Annotated in this window: 15 protein-coding genes; 6 read left to right on the top strand and 9 right to left on the bottom strand. The window is 74.1% G+C overall.

The window, feature by feature from the left end; genetic code table 11:
- Positions 1 to 34: 34 nt before the first annotated feature.
- From N5875_RS35645 to N5875_RS35635, 3 genes are all read right to left on the bottom strand, one after another.
- Positions 35 to 1,615, bottom strand: a complete 1,581-nt coding sequence (locus tag N5875_RS35645) for an NAD(P)/FAD-dependent oxidoreductase (RefSeq protein ID WP_338498430.1) — start codon at positions 1,613 to 1,615, stop codon at positions 35 to 37.
- Positions 1,616 to 2,104: 489 nt separating this feature from the next.
- Positions 2,105 to 4,465, bottom strand: coding sequence for a serine/threonine-protein kinase (locus tag N5875_RS35640; RefSeq protein WP_338498429.1), 2,361 nt, complete (start codon positions 4,463 to 4,465; stop codon positions 2,105 to 2,107).
- A 25-nt stretch (positions 4,466 to 4,490) separates the two neighbouring features.
- A complete protein-coding gene (locus N5875_RS35635) occupies positions 4,491 to 5,360 on the bottom strand; it encodes an oxygenase MpaB family protein (RefSeq protein WP_318211626.1) in 870 nt (289 codons plus the stop codon).
- 268 nt (positions 5,361 to 5,628) lie between these two features.
- On the opposite strand from N5875_RS35635, the gene N5875_RS35630 reads away from it, so the two are divergent.
- Positions 5,629 to 6,141: a GNAT family N-acetyltransferase gene (locus N5875_RS35630; protein ID WP_318211625.1), complete on the top strand. Its 513-nt coding sequence runs from the start codon at positions 5,629 to 5,631 to the stop codon at positions 6,139 to 6,141.
- A gap of 54 nt (positions 6,142 to 6,195) precedes the next feature.
- On the opposite strand, the gene N5875_RS35625 is transcribed toward N5875_RS35630, so the two are convergent.
- Together N5875_RS35625 and N5875_RS35620 are read right to left on the bottom strand one after the other, a co-directional pair.
- On the bottom strand, positions 6,196 to 7,386 hold the full coding sequence (locus N5875_RS35625) for an acyl-CoA dehydrogenase family protein (RefSeq protein WP_338498426.1): 1,191 nt from the start codon (positions 7,384 to 7,386) through the stop codon (positions 6,196 to 6,198).
- 294 nt (positions 7,387 to 7,680) lie between these two features.
- Positions 7,681 to 7,881: a hypothetical protein gene (locus N5875_RS35620; RefSeq protein WP_030314702.1), complete on the bottom strand. Its 201-nt coding sequence runs from the start codon at positions 7,879 to 7,881 to the stop codon at positions 7,681 to 7,683.
- Between the two features lie 282 nt (positions 7,882 to 8,163).
- Between N5875_RS35620 and N5875_RS35615 the strand changes: the two genes are divergently transcribed.
- The gene (locus N5875_RS35615) at positions 8,164 to 8,724 is read left to right on the top strand and encodes a siderophore-interacting protein (protein WP_338498422.1); all 561 of its coding nucleotides are present in this window, start codon (positions 8,164 to 8,166) and stop codon (positions 8,722 to 8,724) included.
- On the opposite strand, the gene N5875_RS35610 is transcribed toward N5875_RS35615, so the two are convergent.
- Positions 8,666 to 11,983: a BTAD domain-containing putative transcriptional regulator gene (locus tag N5875_RS35610; RefSeq protein WP_338498420.1), complete on the bottom strand. Its 3,318-nt coding sequence runs from the start codon at positions 11,981 to 11,983 to the stop codon at positions 8,666 to 8,668. The genes N5875_RS35615 and N5875_RS35610 overlap by 59 nt on opposite strands.
- A gap of 208 nt (positions 11,984 to 12,191) precedes the next feature.
- Between N5875_RS35610 and N5875_RS35605 the strand changes: the two genes are divergently transcribed.
- Positions 12,192 to 14,273 carry a SpoIIE family protein phosphatase gene (locus tag N5875_RS35605; RefSeq protein ID WP_318211621.1) on the top strand — a complete coding sequence of 694 codons (2,082 nt, stop codon included), beginning with the start codon at positions 12,192 to 12,194 and terminating at the stop codon, positions 14,271 to 14,273.
- A gap of 16 nt (positions 14,274 to 14,289) precedes the next feature.
- Positions 14,290 to 15,315, top strand: coding sequence for a PHP domain-containing protein (locus tag N5875_RS35600; protein WP_338498418.1), 1,026 nt, complete (start codon positions 14,290 to 14,292; stop codon positions 15,313 to 15,315).
- 56 nt (positions 15,316 to 15,371) lie between these two features.
- Here N5875_RS35600 and N5875_RS35595 read toward each other — a convergent pair whose 3' ends face one another.
- Positions 15,372 to 16,769, bottom strand: coding sequence for an NADP-dependent succinic semialdehyde dehydrogenase (locus N5875_RS35595; RefSeq protein ID WP_318211619.1), 1,398 nt, complete (start codon positions 16,767 to 16,769; stop codon positions 15,372 to 15,374).
- Positions 16,770 to 16,918: 149 nt separating this feature from the next.
- Positions 16,919 to 17,611 carry a ThuA domain-containing protein gene (locus N5875_RS35590; RefSeq protein WP_338498415.1) on the bottom strand — a complete coding sequence of 231 codons (693 nt, stop codon included), beginning with the start codon at positions 17,609 to 17,611 and terminating at the stop codon, positions 16,919 to 16,921.
- A gap of 260 nt (positions 17,612 to 17,871) precedes the next feature.
- Here N5875_RS35590 and N5875_RS35585 point away from each other — a divergent pair, with 260 nt between their 5' ends.
- A complete protein-coding gene (locus N5875_RS35585; protein WP_030325524.1) occupies positions 17,872 to 18,678 on the top strand; it encodes a class II aldolase/adducin family protein in 807 nt (268 codons plus the stop codon).
- Here the strand turns inward: N5875_RS35585 and N5875_RS35580 are convergent.
- Complete coding sequence (locus N5875_RS35580) at positions 18,642 to 19,340, bottom strand: TetR/AcrR family transcriptional regulator (RefSeq protein ID WP_318211617.1); 699 nt, start codon at positions 19,338 to 19,340, stop codon at positions 18,642 to 18,644. The genes N5875_RS35585 and N5875_RS35580 overlap by 37 nt on opposite strands.
- Positions 19,341 to 19,441: 101 nt before the next feature.
- Between N5875_RS35580 and N5875_RS35575 the strand changes: the two genes are divergently transcribed.
- A complete protein-coding gene (locus tag N5875_RS35575) occupies positions 19,442 to 22,099 on the top strand; it encodes an FHA domain-containing protein (RefSeq protein ID WP_338498413.1) in 2,658 nt (885 codons plus the stop codon).
- Positions 22,100 to 22,114: the final 15 nt, after the last annotated feature.

Here is a 22,114-nt window from a genome sequence, read left to right as displayed (position 1 = left end):
GGGAGGCGGCGACGTCAACGCGGCCGCTTGGGCGTCACCGTCCCAGCGCCGCCATCGCCGCGTTGTGGCCGGGGATGCCGCTGACTCCCCCGCCCCGGATCGCGCCCGCGCCGCACAGCAGCACGTTGGCGTGGCGGGTCTCGACGCCCCAGCGGCCCGGGGCTTCGCCCGCGTCCTCCTCCGCGTACGGAAAGGAGAGGTCGCGGTGGAAGATGTGGCCGCCCGGGAGGCGCAGCTCGCGTTCGAGGTCGAGCGGGGTCTTCGCCTCGATGCAGGGACGGCCGTCCGCGTCGAGGGCGAGGCAGCCGGCGATCGGCTCGTCGAGGTGGGCGTCGAGCTGTTCGAGGGTGGCCGCGAGGAGCGCGGCGCGGGTGCCGTCGTTGTCGGCGGCGAACAGCCGGGCGGGGGTGTGCAGCCCGAACAGGGTGAGAGTGTGGTGGCCCGTGGCGGCCAGGTCGGGGCCGAGGATCGTGGGGTCGGTCAGGGAGTGGCAGTAGATCTCGGAGGGCGGCGCGGAGGGCAGCCGGCCGGCGGCGGCCTCGGCGTGGGCGGCGGCCAGCTGACCGTACCCCTCGGCGATGTGGAAGGTGCCGGCGAAGGCCTCGTGCGGGTCGACGGAACGGTCGCGGAGCTTCGGCAGCCGGGTCAGCAGCATGTTGACCTTGAGCTGGGCGCCTTCGGGCGTGGGCGGCGGCGTGTCGCCGAGGAGGACGGCGAGGTCGCGGGGCGAGGCGTTGACGAGGACGTGGGCCGCCTCGACGGTGGCCTCGCCGTCGACGGTGCGGTAGGAGATCGCGGCGCGCTGCCCGTCCGTCTCGATCCGGGTGGCCTCGTGGCCGGTGCGGATGTCGGCACTGGCGGCGCGGGCCGCGTCGGCGAGGGCGTCGGTGAGGGCACCCATGCCGCCGACGGGTACGTCCCAGTCGCCGGTGCCGCCGCCGATGACGTGGTAGAGGAAGCAGCGGTTCTGGAGGAGCGTCGGGTCGTGGGCGTCGGTGAAGGTGCCGATGAGGGCGTCGGTGAGGACGACGCCGCGGACGAGGTCGTCGGCGAACTCCCGCTCGACGGTGACGCCCAGGGGTTCGTCGAAGAGCATCCGCCAGGTGTCGGCGTCGTCCACGCGGGCGCGGAGCGCGGCGCGGCTGGGGAGGGGCTCGGTGAGAGTGGGGAAGATCCGCCGGGCGGCGCGGGCGGTGCGCTCGTAGAAGGCCTGCCAGGCCTGGTACTCGCGGTCGGACCCGGTGAGTTCGGCGAAGGAGGCGCGGGTGCGGTCGGTGCCGCCGCCGACGAGCAGGCCCCCGTCGCCCTTCGGGGTGTACGAGGAGATGGACCGTTTCCGTACGGCGAACCGCAGCCCGAGCTCGCGCACGATCTTCTCCGGGAGGAGCGAGACGAGGTACGAGTACCGGGAGAGGCGCGCGTCGACCCCGGCGAACGGCCGGGTGGAAACGGCCGCCCCACCGGTGGAGCCGAGCCGCTCCAGGACGAGCACGGAGCGCCCGGCGCGGGCGAGGTAGGCGGCGGCGACGAGGCCGTTGTGCCCTCCGCCGACGACGACGGCGTCGTACGAGCGGGAGGCGGGCCGGGCGTCCGGGAGCAGGTCAGGGGCAGTCATGGCTCATGCTCACACGGAGGCGACGACCGGGGAAGAGGACGGCACGGGCGGGGTCGCGGCGAACGCACCTGGCTCGGGACCCGCCTCGTTCACCCGCCGGGATCGCGCCTGTCGTGGGCGGTTTTGTCGCGGGCGAGCACGTCGCCGGGCGGTTGTCGCCGGACCTGCCTGCCACGGGCGGGCCTGTCGCCGGGCGGGCTGCCACGGGCGGGCCTGTCGCCGGGCGGGCTGCCACGGGCGAGGCTGTCGCCAGGCCTGACTGCCGCCGGGCCCGACTGCCGCCCGGCCTGACTGCCGCCCGGCCTGACTGTCGCCCGGCCTGACTGTCGCCCGGCCTGACTGTCGCCCGGCCTGACTGTCGCCCGGCCTGACTGTCGCCCGGCCTGACTGTCGCCCGGCCTGACTGTCGCCCGGCCTGCCGGAGGCAGCGCCGGCGACTGGGGCGTGGGCGCGGCGGACCCGGCCACTCAGCTCTGCGGCCCCCGACCCTCAGCTCCGCGGCGGTGGAGTGGCCGCTCTCAGGTGGAGGGCGGCGGCCTCGGCGTGGCGGCCCAGGCGCTCCAGGCAGTGGGCCTCGTCGTCCAGGGCCGCGAGGGTGTCGGGGTGGGCCGGACCGAGGAGCCGGGTGCGGGCGGCGGCGACCGCGCTGTGCGAGGCGAGTGCCTCGTCCCAGCGGCCGAGGCGACCGAGGGCGACGGCGGTCTCCCGGCGGCTCAGCAGGGTGTCCGGGTGATCCGGCCCGAGGGCCCGCTCCCGGTCCGCGTGGACGCTCTCGGACTCGGTGAGCGCCTCCTGCCAGCGGCCGAGGCGGCCGAGGTTGACGGCCAGGGCGTGGCGGGCCCGGAGGGTCTCGGGGCCGTCGGCGCCCTGTGCGCGGGTGCGGGCGGCGACCAGGTCGCGGCAGACGCCCAGCGCGTCCGCGGCCTGCCCGAGTCGGCCGAGGAGGACTCCGGTCTCGTAGCGGGCGGTGAGGGTGTCCGGGTGGTCGGGCCCGAGGGCCGCGGCGCGCGCGTCGGCGACCGCGCGGTACTCGGCGAGTGCCTCGTCGCCCCGCCCCAACCGCCCGAGCGTGTATGCCACTTCGCGCCGGGTCACGAGCGTGTCCGGATGCTCCTCGCCGAGCAGTCGGGCCCGTGCCTCCGCGACCTCGTGCGCCGTACGGTACGACTCCTCGAAGCGGCCCAGGCGACCGAGCGTGAAGGCGAGGTTGTGCCGGCAGCGCAGGGTGTCCGGGTGGTCGGGGCCCACGGTGCGCTCGCGTGCGGCGAGCACGGTGACGTACACCTCGTACGCCTCGGGGTGCCGTCCCAGGCGGCCGAGCGCGTACGCCCGCTCCTGCCGGGCCGCGAGGGTGTCGGGGTGGTCCTCGCCGAGGACGCGCGCGCGGGCGGCGGCGACCATGCCGAAGACGCGCAGCGCGTCGGCGGGGCGGTCGAGCCGGGCGAGGGCGAAGCCGACCTCGTAATGGCTGGCCAGGGTGTCCGGGTGGTCCTCGCCGAGGGCCGCCGAACGGTGCTCGGCGACGGACCGGTGCACCGACTCGGCCTCCTCCCAGCGGCCGAGCCGTCCGAGGCCCATGCCCGCCCGGTACCGGCCGGCGAGCACGGCGATCAGCTCCGCGGAGGCGGCGGGGCGCGCCGGCGCGGGCTGCTGCTGCTGAGCGGGCGGCGCGCCGGTGGTGCCCGTGGCGGCGGTCGTCCACTCCGTGGTGAGGACGGCCGCGGCGGGGTCGTGCGCGACCGGGCGGGGCACGGTGGCGGCGTCGGCGGGCCGGTGCCCGCCGGTGATCGCCCGGAGCCACGCGGGCATGGGGGCGGTCACGCCGGGTCCGGCACCGGAGCCGGCAAGGAGGCCGGGCCCGGAGACGTAACCGGGTCCGGACGCTGAACCGGGTCCGGATCCGGACGTGGAACCGGGGCCGGACGCGGAACCAGGGCCCGGAACGACGGTCGCCCCGGCCTGCGCGGGGCCCGCGGGGCCCGCCCCCGGCAGGGACGGCGAGACCCGCCCCGTCACGATCCGGCGGCGCAGGTCTCCCGCGTCGGCCGGTCGCTCCGCCGGCGCCTTGGCGAGCAGGTCGACGACGATCCGGTCGAAGTAGTCCGGGAGTTCGGCGCGGTGCGCGCGCGGCGGACTCGGCACCGTGTCGCGGTGTCCGATGAGGATCGCCCAGGAGTCGCCCAGGTCGAAGGGCGGGACACCGGTGGCGAGTTCGTACAGCACGCACCCCAGCGAGTACAGGTCGCTGCGGTGGTCGACCTCGCCGCCGCCGATCTGCTCGGGCGACATGTAGTGGGGCGTGCCCATGGCGATGCCCGTGCCGGTGAGCTTGGACGTGAAGCCCACGTCCGCGCCGAGGCGCGCTATGCCGAAGTCGCAGATCTTCACCGTCCCGTCCCTCAGCCGCATGATGTTCGCGGGCTTCAGATCGCGGTGCACGATCCCGTGCCGGTGGGTGTACGCGAGGGCGTCGGCGACCTGGTCGGCGATCTCGACGACGTCGTGGACGGGCAGCGGATGCTGGGCGTTGGCGGCGAGGAGCTGGCTGAGGTTGCGCCCCTCCAGGAGCTCCATGACGAGGAAGAGCACGCCGTCGTACTCGCCGAAGTCGTGCACGACGGTGATGCCCCGGTGCTGGAGCGCGGCGGCGACCCGGGCCTCGCGCCGGAACCGCTCGCGGACCACGGTGAGGACCTGGGGGTCCTGCTGCGGTCCGATCGGCTTGAGGCACTTCACGGCGACCCCGCGGCCGAGCGCCTCGTCGGTGGCGCGCCACACCTCGCCCATGCCCCCGCGACCGATGACCTCGTGCAGGCGGTACCGGCCCTGGATCAGTCTCGAGTCCCCCATCGTGTGCTGCCGCCCCCGTCGATTCCTACGCCTTCCCCGGCTCCTCCAGTATGGACGGCGGTTCGGACAGTGGGTACGGGGCGGGGTACGCGTAAGGGTCGGGCCGGGTCTCCGGGCCGAGCCGGTCCATGGCACGGAGGATGTGCCCGGGCGGCAGCCGCCAGCGCAGGCGGGCGGGGATGCGGCGCAGCAGGTCGGCCGTGGCGGCGAGGCGGCGGGTGACGGTCCCCGGCGGCGGCGCGGGACGGCCGTAGAGCGCGTGGGCGTAGGGGGGCAGAGTGTCGTACGCGAGCGCCGTGACGCGCCGCCAGATCACCTCGCGCGCCGGTACGAGCGCCGGTTTCACGGGCGGCCTGCGCAGGAAGTCCTCGACGGTACGGGCGTCCGCGCCGGCGGCGAGCCGGGGGCGTACGGTCTCGAAGTAGGCGGCGAGCGCGGCGGTGGATCCGGGGACGGTGGCCGGGTCGAGCCCGACGAGCCGCGCCGAGGTGCGGTGTTCGCCGACGTAGCGGTCGGCCTGGGCGTCGGTGAGGGGGATGCCCGAGCGGCGGGCGACCGAGAGGTACGAGTCGGTCTCCGCGCAGTGCACCCAGAGGAGCAGCTCCGGGTCGTCCACGCCGAGCCGCCGATGGATTCGGCGCACCCGGGCCCCGGCGGCCTCGGCGGCCTCGGTCGTTCCGTAACTCAGGGTCCCGACGAAGTCCGCGGTCCGCATCAGCCGCCCCCAGGGATCCTTCCGGAAGCTGCTGTTGATCATGACGCCGCGTACGGCGACGGGGTGCAGCGCCTGCAGCCACAGCGCCCGCACACCCGCGATCCACATCACCGGGTCGCTGTGCACCTGCCAGGTCACGGAACGGGGTCCGAAGAGCCCCGGGTCGGCGTCCTGTGTCATGGCGCGTCCTCCCTCGTCCCGTTCAGGCTACGCCGGAACCCTGCCCTCCACGCCGGCCGCGTCGAGCACGGGCAACTGGCCACCACTGGGGCCCGTATGGCCACGCCGGTGGGTCGGCCACCCGCGACCGGAGTCCTCGCACGTGGGACCACTCCCGCACCGCCGCTCCCGCCCGGATGCCGGACGCCTGCATCGACAAACGTCAACATAGACATGTATCGAATTCATGAGCCTCCTCCCCCGGCCTCCGTCTGGAAGACTCCGCCCCATGACCGGATCAGCCACCCGCGCCCTCACCGTCGCACCCCTCACGGCCGACCACGCCGAGCAGGTCGTCGCGATCTACCAGGCCGGCATCGACGAGGGCAACGCGACCTTCGAGACCGTCGCACCGACCTGGGAGCAGTTCGACGCGGCCAAGCTGCCCGAGCATCGCTTCGCCGCGCTCGACGAGGCCGGCCGGGTCCTCGGGTGGGTGGCCGCCACGAAGGTCTCCGACCGGTGCGCATACGCCGGTGTCGTCGAACACTCCGTCTACGTGCACCCCGAGGCACGGGGACGCGGCGTCGCCTCGGCGCTGCTGAAGGCGCTCATCGACTCCACCGAGGCAGCGGGGATCTGGACCATTCAGTCCGGCATCTTCCCCGAGAACGCCGCCAGCCTCGCCGTCCACGCCCGTGCGGGCTTCCGGGTCATCGGCACACGCGAGCGCGTCGGCCGCCACCACGGAGTCTGGCGCGACACCGTTCTCGTGGAGCGGCGCAGCCCGCGCATCGACTGATGACACAACCGAGCGGACGAGGCCGAACGGCGCCGCCGGCCCCGGGTCGGGGGCCTAGCGGCGGACGCGGGGCATGCCCAGGCCGATCCAGGAGATGATCTCGCGCTGGATCTCGTTGTTGCCGCCGCCGAAGGTGAAGATGACGGCGGAGCGATAGCCGCGTTCCAGTTCACCGTGGAGGACGGCGCCCGCCGAGCCCTCCTTGAGGGCGCCCACCGCGCCGACGACCTCCATGAGGGCCGCATAGGCGTCGCGGCGGGCCTCGGAGCCGTAGACCTTGACGGCGGAGGCGTCCTGGGGGGTGAGGGTGCCGTGCTGGACGGCGTTCACCATCTGCCAGTTGAGGAGTTTCATCGCGTCGAGCCGGGCGTGGGTGCGGGCCAGGGTGCGGCGGACCCAGGGCAGGTCGATGACGCGCCGGCCGTCGGTGAGCGGGGTGGCGGCGGCCCAGTGCTGGACGTCGTGGAGCGCGCGGATCGCCATCGTGCCGTGGGCGGCGAGAGTGACGCGCTCGTGGTTGAGCTGGTTGGTGATCAGACGCCAGCCCTTGTTCTCGTCGCCGACCCGGCGCGAGGCGGGGACCTCGATGTTGTCGTAGTAGCTGGCGGTGGTGTCGTGCGAGGCGAGGGTGTTGATGATCGTGCAGGAGTAGCCGGGGTCGCTCGTCGGGACGAGCAGCATCGTGATGCCCTTGTGCGGCGGCGCGTCCGGGTCGGTGCGGACCGCGAGCCAGACCCAGTCGGCGGTGTCGCCGTTCGTGGTCCAGATCTTCTGCCCGTTCACCGTGTACGCACCGGTGGTCTCGTCCCCCTCCCGGACCGCGCGGGTCTTCAGGGCGGCGAGGTCGGTGCCCGCGTCGGGCTCGCTGTAGCCGATGGCGAAGTCGATCTCGCCGGAGAGGATCCGCGGCAGGAAGTACGCCTTCTGCTCGTCGGTGCCGAAACGCATGATCGTCGGTCCGACGGTGTTCAGCGCCATGAGCGGCAGGGGTACGCCCGCCTGCGCGGCCTCGTCGAAGAAGATGAACTGCTCCATCGGGGTCAGCCCCCGCCCGCCGTACTCGATCGGCCAGCCGACCCCGAGCCAGCCGTCGGCGCCGAGCCTACGCACGGTCTCCCGGTAGAACCGCTTCTGCGCCGCCGGGTCCGCGTAGCGGGTGTGGACGTCCTCCGGAACCAGCTCGGCGAAGTACGCACGCAGCTCGGCGCGCAGGCTGTTCTGAGCGGGCGTGTATGCGAGGTGCATGGGGCGGGCCTCCCGTGGCGGCTGTCCTGCGGCGGCGGTCCTGCGGGTCCTCGGCGGCACCGGTCGGTCGGTGCGACGCGCGACGGCGGCCACGGTAGAACGTGTTCCACAAATGCGGAAGCCTCGGGGCGGGTCGGGTCGGGTCCGGACGGCCCTCGGCCCCGGTTCGCAGCTGCCGAACCGGGGCCGAGGGGTTGTCGAGGGGGTTGTTCCAGGGGGTTGTTCGAGGGGTTGTCGAGAGCCGCTGCGGATCGCTTGATCCGCGGATCGTGCCGACGCCCGGGCCGTGACGGCCTACGGCAGCAGCTCGTCCATGGAGGCGCGACCCTTCTCCGCCATACGGCGTTCCGCCCAGGCGAGGGTCTTCGGAGTCACGTCACGGCCGGAGGCGAGGACCAGGTCCTCGGCCGTGAACTCGCCCTCCGACCCGGAATGCAGCAGCCGGTCGGGCGTCGGGAAGTCCCCCAGGGACGTCTTGTCGGGCTCAGCGTTCATGCCGCCTCCTACGTGTTCGTCCGGCACTGGCCATTCTCGTGTCCGGCCACCGGGTCCGCATCCGGGAGCGGCGGCGCGGCCGTGCGGCCCGGCCGGTGCGGGTCGCCCGGCATCCCCGCTCCCCTGCCTTCCCCCGCTCCCCTGCCTTCCCCCGCTCCCCTGCCTTCCCCGGCTCCCCCGCCTCCCCTGCCTCCCCCACCCGCCGTGTCGACGCGGTGTCGGTCCGCTGTCGGTGCGGCCCGGGAAGGTCGGGGCACAACGCCGGCCGGCCAAGGAGTCCCGATGCCCCGGACCGCGACCGATCCCCCGCCCCTCCCCCTCCCCCTGCGGCCCTCCGGCGACGTGATGCGCTGGTACGGGGCGTACGCCGCGCTCCCCGAGGCCGAGCGGCCGTGGATGGGGAGCTACGCCGTCCGGGCTCACGACCCGGCCACCGGGACCGTCGACGTCGACTTCTTCCTCCACGGGGACGGGAACGAAGCCGCCGGTGAAGGGCCCGCCACCCGCTGGGCGCGGTCCGCGCGGCCCGGGGACGCGGTCGGCATGTTCGGCCCGTCCGCCGCCTTCGCCGTACAGCTCGGCCGGGTCCGCGCCCCGGACGTAGGCCACCGCCCGCTGCCCGGGCGGCAGTCCCTGCCCACCGCCGGCGACCTGACCGTACGCCCGCTGTACGGCGACTACCCGGCGATCGCCACCCCGATCACCAGCCCGATGGCCGACCCGTCCGCCCTCGACGCCCTGCGCGCCGACCCGCTGACCTGGTCGCCGCGCGTCGTCCTGGTGGTCAGGAGGCCTGTGGCTCCCCCGGGTTCCGGACGAGCTCCGCGGCCGTACGGGCCGTGAGCCCCGTCCCTTCCTCGTATCGGCGGATGTACGTCTCCGAGGGGAGCGCCGCGCGGAGGGTCTCCTCGGCGCGCGCCCTGATCAGGGCCTCCGTCTCGGGCGTGAACGGGCGGAAGCCGCCGTCCGTGCCGGAGTCGGCGTGGGCGTCGTACGCGCCGAGGAGCCGCGCCCCGGTCTCCGCGTCGCCCGGCCCGCCCCGGCCGCCGAGCGCCCACGCGGCCGTCGCGAACTGGGTGACGACCAGGTACGGGGCGACCAGGTGGGCGAGGGTCTCCACGTCCGCGACGGCGCGTGCCAGCCGCTCCACGGCCCGGTCGTAGGCGCCGTCGAGGCAGTCGAGCCAGGCCCACGTTCCTCCGGCGAGACCCCAGAAGAGGGCCGGGGTCACCTCACCGAACTCGCCCTCCAGCCGGGAGAGCTGAGCTCGGGCGAGACCGGTGCGGCCGGTGTGGCCGTAGTGCTGGGCGAGCAGCAGCCGTGCCGAGCCGGCGATCTCGGCGCCCCACTCCCCGGCCGCGTCGGCGGCCTCGGCGAGCAGCTGTTCGGCCGCCGGGTCCCCCTCGGGCCGGAGCCGGAGCCGTACGGCCGCCAGGCGCGCGGTGTAGAGGGGCACCTGGGAGCGTGCGCCGACGTGGGCCGCGGCGTCCGTGGCCCGCTCGAAGTCGGCGGCGGCCTCGGCGAGCCGGCCCGCGCGCTCGTAGGCCTCGCCACGGGCGGCGAGGGATTCGGCGATGCCCCAGGAATCCCCCGCGGCCTCGAAGAGGGCGAGCGCCTCTGCGGCGTCGTCGGGTCCGTGCACGACGAGCTTGGCCCGTACGAGGAGGGCGAAGCCCAGGTCCCAGCCGGGGGCGTGGACGCGGCAGGCGTCGACGATCGCCGTCAGGGTCTCGTCGAGGCCGGTGAACTCTCCGGTCATGAGGCGGGCGAAGTGCCACATCGTCCCCGGCTGGCAGCAGGTCTGCGGAAGACCGGGGCGGTACGCGGAGACCACCGAGGTGAGCCTGGCGCGGGTCTCGGGGTGTTCGAACGCGGTGGCGCCCTGGCCGCCCTGCGTCGCGAGCGCGTAGAGCCGCCCGCCACGCCGGGCCTCCCGGAGGCGCTCTCCGCTCCACGGTGGCGGGAGGTCCGTACACCGGCCGTCGAACGGCTCGGCCGGGCGGACGGGCTCCTGGAAGGGGTCGGGGCCGAGCCGGCCGGCCTCCACGGCCCAGGTACGGGCGTCGACCTGGTGGTGGCGCAGTTGCCAGAACCAGGTGAGGGAGTGGACGAGGCAGAGCACCTCCTGCTCGTCGCCGAGCGCGACGGCCGTCCGCAGGGCCCCGCGCAGGTTGCCGTGCTCGCGCTCCAGGCGGGCGATGGCGGCGACCTGCCCGGCGCCGCGCAGTTCCGGATCGGTGCGCCGGGCGAGTTCCCGGTAGTACGTCAGATGACGCCGCTCCGTCGCCGCCCGCTCCCCCGACTCCCCCAGACGCTCCCCCGCGTACTCCGCCACCGTCTCAAGGAGCCGGAACCGCATCCCCTCCCCGTCCCGGCCCGGCCCCGCCACCACCAACGACTTGTCCACCAGCGCACCCAGCACGTCCAGCACGTCCGGAGCACCCACACCCCCGCACACCGCCTCCGCCGCCTCCAGATCCGCACCACCCGTGAACACCGCGAGCCGCCGCAGCACCGCCCGCTCCGGCTCCTCCAGCAGATCCCACGACCAGTCCACCACCGCCCGCAACGTCTGCTGACGCGGCAACACCGTCCGCGCCCCCGACGTCAACAACCGGAACCGGTCGTCCAACCGATCCGCGATCTGACGCACCGACAACAACCGCAACCGCGCCGCCGCCAACTCGATCGCCAACGGCAGACCGTCCAGACGCCGGCACACCTCCTCCGCCGCCCCCGGATCCTCCGCCACCACGAACCCCGGCCGCGCCGCAGCACCCCGCTCCCCCAACAACCGCAACGCCATCCCCACCGGCAACGGCCCCAACGGCCGCACCACCTCCCCCGGCACCCCCAACGGCTCCCGACTCGTCGCAAGGATCCGCAGCTCCGGGCAGCGCGTGAGCAGGACGTGCGCGAGTCGTGCCGCCGCGGCGACCAGGTGCTCGCAGTTGTCGAGGACGAGCAGCATCCGCCGCCCGGCGCAGTGTTCGACGAGCTCGGCGAACGGGTCCTCCGGGTCCGCCCCGGCGGCCACGGCGCGGTGCCAGACGTGCGTCTCGCGGGCGCCCACCGCGCTGAGGACGGCCGCGGCGACCGTGGACTCCTCGCGCACGGAGGCGAGTTCGGCGAGGTGGACCGGGCCGTCCTGGTACGTCTCGGCCGCTTCCAGGGCGAGCCGGGTCTTGCCGACGCCGCCCGGCCCGGTGAGGGTGACGAGCCGCCGGTCGCCCCACTCGGCGGCGAGCGCGCCCAGGTCGTCGTCCCGACCGATGAAGGAGGTCAGCCGGGCGGGAAGACCGACCGCGGGCTCCGCCCTCTCCGGCGCGGCAGGTGAAGGAGGGGACGCAGCGTCCGTCAGGAGGTCGGCGTGGAGGGTGCGCAGTTCGGGTCCCGGATCGGTCCCCAGCCGGTCCGCGAGGCCCGCGCGCACCTCCTCGTACACGGCCAGGGCCTCGGCGGGCCGCCCGGCCGCGCTCAGGGCGCGGATCCGCAGGGCCTGGACGGGTTCGTCGAGCGGTTCTCCCGCCGCCAGGGCGGCGAGTGGCGCGAGGACCTCCGTGGCACGTCCCAGGGCCAGGTCGGCCGCGAGCCGGTCGCGTCGCGCCTGTGCGTGCCGTTGTTCGACCCGTACGACCAGGGGGTCGGTGTCCCGGCCGGGCAGATCCAGGAGGGCGGGCCCGCGCCAGAGCCCGAGGGCCTCGTCGAGGAGGGCGGCGGCCGGCGTCGGTTGCCCGGCGGCGAGGGCGGCGGAGCCTTCGGCGGCGAGCCGCTCGAAGCGGAACAGGTCGACGGCGTCCGGCTCCGCGGCCAGCCGGTAGCCGCCGCCGGGCGCGGAGACGACGGCCTCCCGGCCCAGGGCCCGGCGCAGACGCCCGACGAGGGCCTGGAGCGCCGCCGTACGGTCCTGGTCCGAGTCCGCGGCACGGTCGGCGTCGCCCCACACCTGGTCGATCAGCGCCCGCGTGCCCACCGCCCGCCCGCCGGCGGCCGCGAGGGCGGTGAGCAGGGCTCGGAGCCTGGCACCGCTCAGGACGGCCTCCGTCCCGTCGTCGGTACGGAGGGCCTGGCACGGACCGAGAACACGGTAGGGCGGCTGCACCGGCCCATTCTGCCCCGCCGCACGCCGGGGCCCACCGGCATTTCCGTGCGGCGTCGCGGGACCGGCGCGCGGCACGCCCCTCGCGGCGCTCCGCCGCCGTCCGGTCGCCGTCCGGCCGGCATCCGACCGCTCTCCCGCCGAGGCGAACTCGCGCCACGCCGTGTCACCGCCATGGCGTCGACGGGGCGCGGGTTCGACAATGGGGAGGATGACCGATGAAGACCGGCGTACGCGCAATGGCGATATCGGGCCCGCCGAGTGGCTCGCCATGAACCGGACCGGCAGCTTCGACTGGGATCTCGACACGGGCACCATCGATGTCGACAGGTCCGGGCTGCTGGTCTTCGGGGTTGCCCCGGACGCCTACGACGGCCGCCCGGTGTCGCTGATCGCCCGTCTCGCCCCCGAGGAGCGGACCAGGCTGGAGGGAGTCGTCCGGGAGGCGGTCACCAGCGGCGAGGTGTCGTACACCGCGCACTTCCCCATCCCCCAGACCGACGGCCCACCCCACTGGACGCATGTGCAGGCGCGGATCCTGCGCTCGCCGGACGGGCGGGCGCGGCGGATCGTCGGTGTCGTGCGGGACACGACCGCCGAGGTCACGCGCTTCGCGTTCGTCCAGGAGCTGGAGAAGCGGCGTGAGGTCCAGACGAACATCGTCGAGCGGACGACGGCCGCGCTGTCGCGCGCGGTGACCGTGGACGACGTGACGGCCTCCCTGACCGGGCCCGGCGGACTCGCCAGGCTCGGCGCGGACGGCCTGGCGCTCGGGCTCGTCGAGAACGGCTCGCTGAACATCATCGCGCTCAGCGGCGAAACCCTCGACGCACTCGACGACCTCCGCATCCGGCGGCTCGACCGGGGCATGCCCCTGGCCGAGGCGGTGCTCAGCGGGCGGCCCCGGTTCGTCTCCTCGTTCCCTTCGCTCGGGCGGGACTTCCCCGAGCTGGCCCCCTACCTGGCGCGCCTCGACTTCCGGGCGGCCTGCTATCTGCCGCTGGTGGCGCAGGCGCGGTCGCTCGGCGGCATGGCCCTGTTCTACCGGGGCCGTACCTCGTTCAACGCCGACGAGCGCAACCTGGCTCTCGGACTCGCGGCCATCGTCGCCCAGTCCCTCCAGCGGGCCATCCTCTTCGACGAGGAGCGGGAGCTGGCCACCGGGCTCCAGGAGACGATGCTGCCGCGCCGGATCCCGCGGATCACCGGCGGCGAGATCGCCGTGCGGTACCACGCGGCGTGGAGCGGGCGGCAGGTCGGCGGCGACTGGTACGACGTGATCGCGCTGCCCCGCGGCCGGGTCGGCATCGTCGTGGGCGACGTCCAGGGGCACGACACCCACGCCGCCGCCATCATGGGGCAGCTGCGGATCGCCCTGCGTGCGTACGCGGGTGAGGGCCACGCCCCGTCGACGGTGCTGGCCCGCGCGTCCCGGTTTCTCGCCGAGCTGGACACCAACCGGTTCGCCACCTGCACGTACGCCCAGGTGGATCTGGGGAGTGGCACGCTGCGTGCCGTACGGGCCGGGCATCTCGGGCCGCTGATCCGGCACACCGACGGCCGGGTCGGACAGCCCAAGCTGCGGGGCGGGCTGCCGCTGGGGCTGGCGACGGTGTTCGGCGACGAGGAGTTCCCGGAGACACGGCTCGACCTCGTCCCCGGGGAGACGCTGGTGCTGTACACGGACGGACTCGTCGAGCAGCCCGGGTCGGACATCGAGACCGGTCTCGCCGCGCTGTCGGGGGCGATCAGCAGCGGCCCGCCGCAGGCGGAGGCGCTCGCCGACCACCTCTCCGAGCGACTGTGGGAACGCTGGGGCTCGGGGGACGACGTGGCGCTCCTGGTGCTGCGGCGCAGCCCGGACCCGGGCACGCCCCGCGCGCCGCGCATCCACCAGTACATCCACCAGGCCGACCCCCAGGGCCTGTCGGACGCGCGCGCGGCCGTGGGGCAGGCGCTGCGGGACTGGGGCATGTCGGAACTGGCCGACGACGCCGAACTGTTGACGGGGGAGCTGCTCGTCAACGTCCTGCTGCACACGGAGGGCGGTGCGGTGCTCACCCTGGAGGTGCTGCCCGAACCGGTGCGGCGGGTACGGCTGTCGGTGCAGGACCGGTCGAGCGCCTGGCCCCGGCGGCGTACCCCCGGCGAGGCCGCCACCTCGGGGCGCGGACTGATGCTGCTCGACGCGCTGGCGTCACGGTGGGGTGTCGAGCCGCGCGGCGAGGGCAAGGCCGTGTGGTGCGAGATCGGTCCGGTGGAGGTGCCGGCCGACGTCGCACACGGCACCTGAAACGAGGAGCGACGTCATGGACCCTGTGGCCGCCCTGAACCGGATCGCGTTCCTCCTTGAACGCGCCCAGGCGCCGGGGTACCGGGCGCGTGCCTTCCGGACGGCCGCCGCCGCGGTCTCCGACCTGCCGGAGGGCGAGGCCGCCGAGCGTGTGGCGGCGGGCACCCTGGAGTCCGTGAAGGGCCTCGGGCCGAAGACGGCCGCGGTGGTGCGCGAGGCGCTCGACGGTCAGGTCCCCGGGTATCTGGCCAGGCTGGAGGCGGAGCTGGAGGAGTCCCTGCGGACCGCCGGACCGACGAGCGGGGGCGAGGCGTTGCGGGCGGCGCTGCGCGGCGACTGTCATCTCCACTCGGACTGGTCCGACGGCGGCGCCACGATCGAGGACATGGGCCGTACGGCTGCGGCTCTCGGCCATGAGTGGGCGGTGCTCACCGACCATTCGCCCCGGCTCACGGTGGCGCGGGGTCTGTCGGCCGAGCGGCTCCTCGAGCAACTGGACGTGGTGGCCCGGCTGAACGAGGAGTGGGCGCCGTTCCGTCTGCTCACCGGGATCGAGTGCGACATCCTGGAGGACGGCTCGCTCGACCAGGAGCCCGAGCTGCTCGACCGACTCGATCTGGTGGTCGGTTCGGCGCACTCGAAGCTCCGGATGGACGCGAAGGCGATGACCCGTCGGCTCGAACGGGCCGTGCGCAACCCGCTGATGGACGTGCTCGGGCACTGCACGGGCCGCCTGGTGGCGGGCGGACGGCTGCGGCCGGAGTCGGAGTTCGACGCGGAGCGGGTGTTCGCCGCCTGTGCCGAGTCCGGGACGGCCGTCGAGATCAACAGTCGCCCGGAACGGCTCGACCCGCCACGGCGGCTGCTGCGACTCGCGGTGGCGGCGGGCACGCACGTCGCGGTGGACACGGACGCGCACGCGCCCGGGCAGCTGGAGTGGCAGATCATCGGCTGCGCGAGGGCGGAGGAGTGCGGAGTGCCGGAGGACCGGGTGATCAACACGTGGTCGGCGGAACGGTTGTTGGAGTGGACCCGGGACTGAGGGGGTGAGGGGGTGAGGGGGTGAGGGGCGACTCGGGCCTGGGCGGGCGTGGGTGGTCAGGCGCGCTGCCAGACCGTCGTCGCGTTGCAGAACTCGCGGATGCCGTGGCCGGAGAGCTCACGGCCGTACCCGGAGCGCTTGATCCCTCCGAAGGGGAGGGCGGGGTGCGAGGCCGTCATGCCGTTGACGAACACGCCCCCGGCCTCCAGGTCGCGCACGAAGAAGGCGACGTCCTCCGGGGAGCGGGTCCAGACGCTGGAACTGAGGCCGAACGGCGAGTCATTGGCTACGGTCACGGCCTCCTCGATGTCGCGGACCGGGTACACCGTGGCGACCGGCCCGAAGGCCTCCTCCAGGTGGATCCGCATCTCCGGGGTGACGCCGGCGAGGACGGTGGGCCGGTAGTACCAGCCGTTCGCGAGCTCCGGCTCCTCCGGCCGGTGGCCGCCGCACAGGGCGGTCGCACCCCGCCGTACCGCGTCGTCGACGAGCGCTTCCAGGTCGGTGCGGCCCTGCTCGGTGGCGAGGGGGCCGACGTCGGTGGACTCGTCGAGGGGGTCGCCGACGGTGAGGGCGTTCATGGCGGCCGTGAAGCGCTCGGAGAAGTCGTCGTACACGTCCTGGTGGACGATGAACCGCTTGGAGGCGATGCAGGACTGCCCGTTGTTCTGCACGCGCGCGGTGACGGCCGTCTTCACGGCGCCGACGATGTCGGCCGAGGGCATGACGATGAACGGGTCGCTGCCGCCGAGTTCCAGGACGGTCTTCTTGACCTCGTCGCCCGCGACGGAGGCGACGGCCCTGCCCGCGGGCTCGCTGCCGGTGAGGGTGGCGGCGACGACCCGGGGGTCCCGCAGGACGCGCTCGACGTCGCCGGAGCCGATGAGCAGGGCCTGGAAACAGCCCTCGGGGAATCCGGCGCGGCGGAAGAGGTCACCGAGGTAGAGCGCGGTCCTCGGCACGTTGGAGGCGTGCTTGAGGAGGCCGGTGTTGCCCGCCATGAGCGCGGGCGCGGCGAAGCGGATCACCTGCCAGAGCGGGAAGTTCCACGGCATGACGGCGAGGATCGGGCCGATGGGCCGGTAGTGGACGCGCGCCACGTCGGCGCCGGAGTCCTGGACGTCGCTCTCCGCCGGGTGCTCGTCGGCGAGCAGTTCCTCGGCGTTGCGGGCGTACCAGCGCATCGCCTTGGCGCACTTGGCGGCCTCCGCGCGGGCGGCGGCGATCGGCTTGCCCATCTCGACGGTCATGGTGTGCGCGATGTCCTCGGCGTCCTCGTCGAGGAGAGCGGCGGCGGCGCGCAGCAGGCGGGCGCGTTCGGCGAAGGAGGTGGTGCGGTACTGGCGGTACGCCTCGTGGGCGGCGGCGATCCGCCGCTCGACCTCCTCGGGCCCGTGGGCCTCGTAGACGCGCAGCGTCTCGCCGGTCGCGGGGTTCACGGTGGCGATGCCCATGACGTGTCTCCTCCTGACATCGGCCCCCGTCCGCACGTTTCCGCGAAGCGGGGCTCGGCGCAACAGGGGCGGTGCGCCGGGGTGACCCGAAAGCGCCGGCGACCTCGGGCGACGTGGCAGGCGGGCGGTGCCGCGGCCACGGCCGGTGTCTAGGCGGTGAGCCAGGTCAGGGCGCCGGAGAGGTGGGCGCGGAAGACGGGGTCGCGGTACGTCTCCGAGGCGTGGCCGAGCGCGGTGAAGAACAGCCGCCCGCTGTCGATCTCGCGGCACCAGACCAGGGGGTGGTCGTCACCGTGGGTGCCGCCCCGGTACGAGGTCTCGTCGGCCCGGGCGAGGATCCGTACGCCGGACTTCCCGCTTTCCCGAGGCGTGGAAGTGGCATTCCCCCGTGGGTCGGACGTGAAGTTGTACCACTCGTCGGTCCAGGCCCAGCGGGCCGGCAGCGGGGCCGTCGCGGGGTGGTCGTGGTCGTCGACGAGGACGGTGCCGGGCTGTATCTCGGGGTGGCCGTCGAAGCGGGTGCCGAGGAGCTCGCCGTAGAAGGGCCAGTCGGGCTCGGCGTTGGCCGCCGCGTGGACGGCGAGAAGGGCGCCGCCGCCCCTCAGGTACGCCTCCAGGGCGGCGCGTCCCTCGGGCGTCAGGACGTTCCCGGTCGTGGACAGCAGGACGACGACGGAGCACTCGGCCAGGCGCCCGGCGGTGAACGCCCCCGGGTCCTCGGTCACCTCGGCCGTCCGCCCGAGGTCACGCGCCAGCTCCGTGAGCGCGGCGGCGCCCGCGGGGATCGAGTCGTGGCGGTAGCCCGTGGTGCGGGTGTAGATCAGGACGTCCGGGGTGGGCACGCGGGGACTCCAGGGAGCGGCAGCGGACGGGGGTGAGGGACGCGGGTGGTGTGTAAGCGCTTTCTGAGTGCGGGATCGACCGTAGCCATCGCAATCCCCGGGCCGCAACCCCCGACCTCGGCTCTCACCTCTCGCCCCTCGACCCTCCGTTCACGCTGCCCGCCGATCCATTGTCGTATCGGATGCACCTCTGTATCTTTTGGCGCGCCGTGCCCCGCCCGCGCCCCGCCCGTACCCCATCCGCTCATCGAGGAGCCGTCATGAGCACCGTGCCGCCCGCGCTCGCCGCCGCCGTCGGGCCGTTGCCCGAAGGGGTCGTCCTGCCGCTGCCGCCCACCTTCGACTCCGTCGAGGAGGAGCGCCGGTACCGGAAGGAGCAACTCGCCGCCGGTTTCCGCATCTTCGGGAGGTTCGGCTTCTCCGAGGGCGTCGCCGGGCACATCACCGTCCGCGACCCCGGCGACCCGAACGCCTTCTGGGTCAACCCCTTCGGCATGAGCTTCGGCCAGATCAAGGCCTCCGACCTGATCCTGGTGGACCACGAGGGGACCGTACTGGAGGGGCGCAGGCCCGTGAACCGGGCCGCGTTCGTCATCCACTCGCGGGTGCACGCCGCCCGGCCCGACGCGATCGCCGCCGCGCACTCGCACTCCCTGTACGGCAAGGCCTTCTCCAGCCTCGGCATCCCGCTCGACCCGATCACCCAGGACGCCTGCGCCTTCTTCGAGGACCACGGGATCTACGACGACTACCGGGGCGTGGTCAACGAGACCGAGGAGGGCGAGCGGGTCGCCAAGGCCCTGGGCGACCACAAGGCGGTCATCCTCAAGAACCACGGGCTGTTGACCGTCGGACAGTCCGTCGCCGAGGCCGTGTGGTGGTTCGTCACGATGGAGCGGTCCTGCCAGGCGCAGCTCCTCGCGATGGCGGCGGGCACGCCGCAGCACATCGACCGGGAGACGGCCCTGCTCACGCGGGGGCAGATCGGCGGGCATCTGGCCGGCTGGTTCCAGGCGCGCCCGCTCTGGGATCAGATCACGGCGTCGGACCCGGACCTCTTCGACTGATCCTCGCCCCTGGTGTGGTCCTCGTCCGCCGCGCCGGTGCCGGTGCGGGCGCCATGGATCTCCCGCGTCGACGCTTCGAGGAGCGGGGCGAGGAACTGTCGCTCCAGACTGCCCGGCGGCAGCTCCGCCGGCTCCACGTAGCTCTGCGCGAGTCCGCCCTCGCGCAGGGCGATGAGGAGGCGCGCGAACCGGTCGGCGTCCACGGTCAGTTCGCGTCCGGCCCGGCGGAGGACGAGGGTGAGCCCGCGGGCGATCTCGGCCCGCAGCCGCGCGTCGTGGCGCGCGAGCACCCACGCGGCCTGCGGGTCGCGGATGGCGTGCAGGGTGAACTCGGTGGTGACGAGGTACCAGTCCCGCTCGTCCGGTTCGACCCGCGCGGCGAGCTCCGCGAGCCGGGTGAGGGTGTACTCCTCGGCGGTCAGCGCGTCGATCGACTCGGCGAGCCGTCCTACGGTCCGGTCGCTGTGCTCGTCGAAGAGGGCGAGGAAGAGCTCTTCCTTGCTGGCGAAGTTCGAGTAGTACGCGCCCCGCGTGTATCCGGCGCGCTCGCAGATCTGCTCGATCGTCGTCGCGTGGAAGCCGTGCTCGGCGAAGGTCTCCAGGGCGGCCTTCAGCAGCGCCGCGCGGGTACGGGGCCGCCGCCTGGTGACACCTTTCGGCACGGGTGCCTCTCCTTCGTCCGGGCCGCGTCCTGCGGCGGACGACCACCCTACCGGCGGCCTCATCCCGGGCGGGGATGACCACCGGCGGATAAAATTCACGTATGGGAGAGCGGCCCGTCGTGCCCGCGGCGCCCGATCTGGTCCTCGAGATCGACGGGGACGCGACCCGGATGAGTCCGAGCCGCGTCTATCGCATCGGGCGCGACCCCACCAGCGACATCGTCCTCGCGGACGCGCGCGCGTCCTGGCACCACGCGGTGCTCAGCGCGCCCGCCGGCCGCTGGACGCTCACGGACGAGGGCAGCACGAACGGCACCTTCACGGACGGCCTGCGGGTGGCCGGGGCGCGGGACGTGGGCCCCGGGACGGTCGTACGGTTCGGGCATCCGGACGACGGCCCGCGCGCGGTGCTGTCGTCGGGAGCGGCCGAAGCCGCTCCGGCGGCGCGGCCCCACCCGGAAGCGCGGCCCCACCCGGAAGCGATGCCGTCCGCGCAGCCGGAAGCGCGGCCTGAGCCGGGACCTGTGCCTGACGCGCAGCCGGAAGCCCGGCCCCAGCCAGGACCGGAACCGGAACCGGCCGCCAGGCCGGACCTCCCGCCCACTCCGGCGACGCCCGCGCCCGCGCCCCCGCCGACGCCCGCACCCGCCCCGACACCGGCGGCCTCCCCCGTGGCGTCCACTCCTGTGGCACCCGCTCCCGATACCCCCGACCTCGGCATCCCTCGGGACGCGCCCCCGCCCCGGCCCCCCTCCGTCTCCCACCCCGCCGCGACGGGTACCTTCCGGCAGCCGACGTCCGTGCGGCCGCTGCCCGCCCACAGCATCCGGATCGGCCGGGCCCCCGACAACGACGTCGTCGTCCCCGATCTCGTCGTCTCCCGGCGCCACGCGGAGCTGCGTGCCCATCCCGACGGCACGTACTGGATCCATGACCTGGGCAGTCACAACGGCACCTACCTCAACGGCACCCCCGTCGTCGACGCCCGCGTGACGCCGGACGACATCGTCGGTATCGGCCACTGCGCGTTCTGCCTGATCGGTGGGCAGCTCGTCGAGTTCACGGACACCGGCGAGGTCTCCCTCGACGTCCAGTCGCTCGCCGTCACGGTCGACCACGGGCACAAGACCCTCCTCGACGAGGTGTCGTTCCCCGTGGGCGAGAAGTGCCTGCTCGGGGTCGTCGGACCGTCCGGCGCCGGGAAGTCGACGCTCCTCGGCGCGCTCACCGGGCAGCGTCCCGCCGACCGGGGCACGGTGCTCTACGACGGCCGCGACCTGTACCGGGACTACGCCGAGCTGCGGCAGCGCATCGGGCTCGTCCCGCAGGACGACATCCTGCACCTCCAGCTGACCGTACGCCGGGCCCTCGGGTACGCCTCCGAGCTGCGCTTCCCGGAGGACACCGAGCCGGCCGAGCGCCGGGCCCGGGTGGACGAGGTGATCCAGGAACTGGGGCTCACGGAGCGCGCTCAGCAGCCGATCCACAGCCTCTCCGGCGGCCAGCGCAAACGCGTGAGCGTCGCCCTGGAGCTGCTCACCAAGCCCTCCCTGCTCTTCCTCGACGAGCCGACGTCGGGCCTCGACCCGGGCATGGACCGGTCCGTGATGCACATGCTGCGCGGGCTCGCGGACGACGGCCGGACGGTCGTCGTCGTCACGCACAGTGTGCTCAGCCTGGACGTGTGCGACCGGCTGCTCGTCCTCGCGCCGGGCGGCCGGGTCGCCTACTACGGGCCGCCGGCGGAGTCCCTCGACTTCTTCGGTTTCGACCAGTGGCCGGAGGCCTTCGAGGCCTTCGAGAACGACCGGGAGCGCGACTGGGCCGGCCTGTACCGGTCCTCCCGCTTCCACCGCCGTTACGTCACCGACGCGACGGCCCGCCCGAACGTCCCCGTGCCGGGGGCCTCCCCGGTGACGCGGGAGCCGGCCCCGCCGCCGAAGGCGCAGAGCTGGGGCTCCCAGCTGCGGACCCTCGTCCGCCGGTACGCGGCGGCGCTCTCCGCCGACCGCACGTTCCTGGCCATCATGATCGCGTTGCCGTTCGTGATGGGCGCGATGGCCCGGGCCCTGTCCGAGGGCGGCTTCAACCAGGAGTCGACGCTGAACGTCCTGCTCATCCTCTGTGTGGGCGGCGTCCTCACGGGCGCGGCGAACGCCGTCCGTGAACTGGTCAAGGAACGCACGATCTACCGGCGCGAGAGAGCCGTCGGCCTGTCCCGCTCGGCGTACCTCGCCTCCAAGGTGGTCGTCCTCGGCACGATCACGGTCGTCCAGGCGGTCGTCCTGACCCTGGTGGCCCTGATCGGCGTCCCGCTGAACGTGCCGGGCGGCAAGGGCGTCCTGATGCCGCCGCTCGTGGAGATCACCCTCGCCGTCGCGCTGCTCTCGTTCACGGCGATGATGCTCGGTCTGCTCGTCTCCGCCCTGGTCCGCAAGGAGGAGGTGACGATGCCGCTGCTCGTCCTCCTCGCGATCGTGCAGGTGGTGTTCTGCGGGGCGCTCCTGACCGTACGGGGGACGCCCGTCCTGGAGCAGCTGGCATGGCTGGTGCCGTCGCGGTGGGCGTTCGCGGCGATGGGCGCCACGGTCGACATCGGGAGTGTCTCGCCGAGCGACAAGACGACGGATCCGCTGATGGAGCACACCGCGGCGGCCTGGCTCTTCGACATGGGCATGATGGTGGTGCTCTGTCTCGTCCTCGGCCTGCTCGTGGCCCGGCTGCTGCGCCGCCACGAGCCGGTCGTCATGCGGAGGTAGGCCCGTGCACACGGA

The sequence above is a fragment of the Streptomyces sp. SJL17-4 genome, from assembly GCF_036826855.1.
Classification (GTDB): Bacteria; Actinomycetota; Actinomycetes; order Streptomycetales; family Streptomycetaceae; genus Streptomyces.
This window is presented reverse-complemented; position numbering and strand designations above follow the sequence as displayed.

Excerpts from the sequence above, each read along its gene's own strand:
- N5875_RS35645 (WP_338498430.1), bottom strand. The coding sequence starts at position 1,615 with ATGACTGCCCCTGACCTGCTCCCGGACGCCCGGCCCGCCTCCCGCTCG.
- N5875_RS35640 (WP_338498429.1), bottom strand. The coding sequence starts at position 4,465 with ATGGGGGACTCGAGACTGATCCAGGGCCGGTACCGCCTGCACGAGGTC.
- N5875_RS35635 (WP_318211626.1), bottom strand. The coding sequence starts at position 5,360 with ATGACACAGGACGCCGACCCGGGGCTCTTCGGACCCCGTTCCGTGACC.
- N5875_RS35630 (WP_318211625.1), top strand. The coding sequence starts at position 5,629 with ATGACCGGATCAGCCACCCGCGCCCTCACCGTCGCACCCCTCACGGCC.
- N5875_RS35625 (WP_338498426.1), bottom strand. The coding sequence starts at position 7,386 with ATGCACCTCGCATACACGCCCGCTCAGAACAGCCTGCGCGCCGAGCTG.
- N5875_RS35620 (WP_030314702.1), bottom strand. The coding sequence starts at position 7,881 with ATGAACGCTGAGCCCGACAAGACGTCCCTGGGGGACTTCCCGACGCCC.
- N5875_RS35615 (WP_338498422.1), top strand. The coding sequence starts at position 8,164 with ATGCCCCGGACCGCGACCGATCCCCCGCCCCTCCCCCTCCCCCTGCGG.
- N5875_RS35605 (WP_318211621.1), top strand. The coding sequence starts at position 12,192 with ATGACCGATGAAGACCGGCGTACGCGCAATGGCGATATCGGGCCCGCC.
- N5875_RS35600 (WP_338498418.1), top strand. The coding sequence starts at position 14,290 with ATGGACCCTGTGGCCGCCCTGAACCGGATCGCGTTCCTCCTTGAACGC.
- N5875_RS35595 (WP_318211619.1), bottom strand. The coding sequence starts at position 16,769 with ATGGGCATCGCCACCGTGAACCCCGCGACCGGCGAGACGCTGCGCGTC.
- N5875_RS35585 (WP_030325524.1), top strand. The coding sequence starts at position 17,872 with ATGAGCACCGTGCCGCCCGCGCTCGCCGCCGCCGTCGGGCCGTTGCCC.
- N5875_RS35575 (WP_338498413.1), top strand. The coding sequence starts at position 19,442 with ATGGGAGAGCGGCCCGTCGTGCCCGCGGCGCCCGATCTGGTCCTCGAG.